Annotated in this window: 1 pseudogene; it reads left to right on the top strand. The window is 80.2% G+C overall.

Annotated elements, in window-relative coordinates:
• Positions 1-334 precede the first annotated feature (334 nt).
• Positions 335-1,156 (top strand): annotated as a pseudogene (locus GPJ59_RS36380) (hypothetical protein); the annotation flags it as partial.

Below are 1,156 nucleotides of genomic sequence, written 5' to 3' on the forward strand. Positions count from 1 at the left end.
CGTGGGCTCGGAAAGGTGGATAAGAGACAGGCCCGGCAGCACGCCAGGCCCGGCCCGCGGCGGATGTCACGAGCACCCGCGGGCCAACAGGACGCGGCCTGTCCGCAACCTGCCCGGCGGCCCCCGGGAGCAGCGCTTCGCGTGCCTGCGCCGCACGCCGGGCCCGGCTGGTCCACCTACGCGGCGAGCCGCGGACAGGCCGGGCAGCGGGCCGGTGCCCCCGAGGGGTGCACGGCGCGCAGCTGCCCGGGGGCGCGGCCGGGCCGGGCAGGGTGCCGTTGCCGGGGCTCGGGCGGGGCGCCCGGTTTGGTTGCTCTCCGGGGCGGGGTGCTACATGCCTGTCCCGCCCGCCGGCGGGTCGCCGGACGTGCCGGTCGAGGAGGTGCCCGACGGGCCCGTCGTCTCGCCGCCACCGGTCGGGGTGCCGCCCGTGGGGCTGCCCGTCGGGGAGCCCGTGGTCGGGCTGCCCGTCGTCGTCGGGGAGCTCGACGTGCTCGGCGGGGGCGAGGGGGACGTCGGGGGCTTCGGCGGGGTCGAGGAGGCCGGCGGGGGGGTGGTCTTCGTGCCCGGGCGGGGGGTCGGTGCGGTGCCCGCGCCCGAGGTCGCCGACGGGGACGTCGTCGTGCCGGGCGCGCCCGTGGCCGGGGCGCCCTGCGTGGGCCCGGTGCCGGGGGTGCCGGTCGTGCCGGGGGGCGTGCCCGGGTCCGTTGCAGAATCGTTCCCTCCGGGGGCCGGGGTCGGCCGGAAGGACGTCGGCGTCGGGTGGGTGGCCGGGGCGACGGGGTCGTCCTCCGAGGACATGGCGAGCGCCGCCACCGTGCCCATGACCACCACCGCGAGCGCCCCGCCGGCGGCCAGCAGCACCGGCCGGCGGCGCCACGCCGGTACCGATGGCGAGGCGGCCCCCCGCGTGGCCGGAGCCGAAGCCGGAGCCGCGGACGCGGACGCGGACGCGGCGGGCGAGGTGACCGGGAAGGCGTTCTCGAACACCTCGGACAGCGTCGCCGGGTCAGAGGCGGACGCACCCGTCGGCCGGGACACCTTGGCGAACGGGTCCTGCGCCGAACGGCCGGCCTGCGCCGAACGGCCGGCCTGCGCGCCCGGGGTCCGGGCAGCAGGGGCCTGGGCTGCAGGGGCCTGGGCTGCAGGGGGCCCA

Source organism: Streptomyces bambusae, assembly GCF_019400985.1.
Taxonomy (GTDB): domain Bacteria; phylum Actinomycetota; class Actinomycetes; order Streptomycetales; family Streptomycetaceae; genus Streptomyces; species Streptomyces bambusae_A.